Genomic DNA, 1534 nt, shown 5'->3' on the forward strand with positions numbered 1-1534 from the left:
CAGCAACTTTAAGCCAGAGAAACATAAACCTAGCCTACTCGCCCTGACAATGAAGCAACCCACGAATATTTGCATGTTTTACGGCCTAAGAAGTTCAAGAAYTTAKGCCGACAATGCGGATTTGCTGAGTCTACTAGGGACGAATCGTCTGAGGGACAAAGAACTTGAGCCTAAGATATTTAAGCCATTGAAATACAGGTAAACATAACGCCAAATTAAGGTGTGAACAACGCTGACACCTTATCTAAAGCATTGTGCCATAAACACTGAACTGACTTGAAGTGAGAGCGCCGAGCGTTGTGAATCACTCTTAAATTTATTGTTAGGCGGCAACTTAAAAAGGCAAAATATCATCCGTATAGGTATCGACTAAATTAAGCTCTTCTTCAAGTTCAATAATTTCCCGTTTAAATCTGCTGTTATCAAATTCTCTAGAAATAAATGAGGTCAACATTACTTGATGGCTCACATGTTGAACCATGTAATCTAGATGGATTAAAAAATCACCATCATCTGTACGGCAGTTGTCATAATCATAAGTATCTGAGAATGAGATCACATCACAAATTTCTCCACGAATCGAGACGAGATAATTTTCCAATTTGGACTTTGCAAAGTCAGAATATGACTTGTAAAGTACAGACACTGCAGTATCACCCCAGTAAAAGCTCTTTATATCACCATCTTCTGTAACTAAAACTCGAGTGTCTTCACCGAGTAATTGCATTACTTGAGCATAAGTCATTTTAACAGTGTTCTTCTCCGTCAATCGTAATAGCTTTTTCTTAAATGGTATTAAGAAGTACTTTAAATAGTTTCTTTGGTCGACGGTTTCCAAGAATGCTAGCGAGTTCTGCCATTTTGTGAACTCATCTTGTTTATTAACAATCATGTTGTAAAAAGCAGATTTTTTCTCCTCGGGTAGTCGGTTGATGAAAACAGCCGCAAAGTACTCTTGAATACTTTTATGCGTATATGAATAGTCATCGTATCCATCTTTGACAATGAGAGCTGTAATGTCAGATATATCTGCAATCAAAAGGTCTTCCAAATTTTCTTTCAGCCTTTCAATTTTTATAACCTTAGAAAGATAAGATCCAAATTTATAAGCACTAAAGCGAGTGCTGTTATCCTGCAATGAAAGGAAGCTTAGCGAATCAAACACTTTTTGCATCTGAAAGTCTGTGAGGTTTGATTTTCTCTGACGTTCGAAACCAACTTTCATTCGGTCATGCCTATAAAGCATCGTGGGAAAGATGAGACTATAAAATTCTGATAAGCTATCTGGTTTAAACTGTCGTGAATTATACGTAATTGCAAATAGTGTCAGAAGTAACGGTGAAACCGTAACTTCTGACAGGAAGGTGCTACTGTCAAGAATGTCATTATGTAGTGGTCAACTAAAATTGGCCACAGTTTTGTAAGTTTTCCAGTAAAGCCTTTCTGACTCATTCGGAGTCAGGCCACCATTATACTGGTGCGGCCTGATTTGGCTGTAATATCTGATGATATAGCCAACAACACTTTGCCAAGC

At 37.7% G+C, this 1534-nt stretch carries 1 protein-coding gene and 1 pseudogene; both read right to left on the minus strand.

Annotated features, from left to right (window positions below; genetic code table 11):
• Window positions 1-334: 334 nt before the first annotated feature.
• On the minus strand, window positions 335-1225 hold the full coding sequence (locus ELS82_RS24835) for a hypothetical protein (protein WP_134837752.1): 891 nt from the start codon (window positions 1223-1225) through the stop codon (window positions 335-337).
• 171 nt (window positions 1226-1396) lie between these two features.
• Window positions 1397-1534, minus strand: a pseudogene (locus ELS82_RS24840) (IS3 family transposase); the annotation flags it as partial.

This window comes from Vibrio ouci (assembly GCF_004551525.1).
Lineage (GTDB): Bacteria > Pseudomonadota > Gammaproteobacteria > Enterobacterales > Vibrionaceae > Vibrio > Vibrio ouci.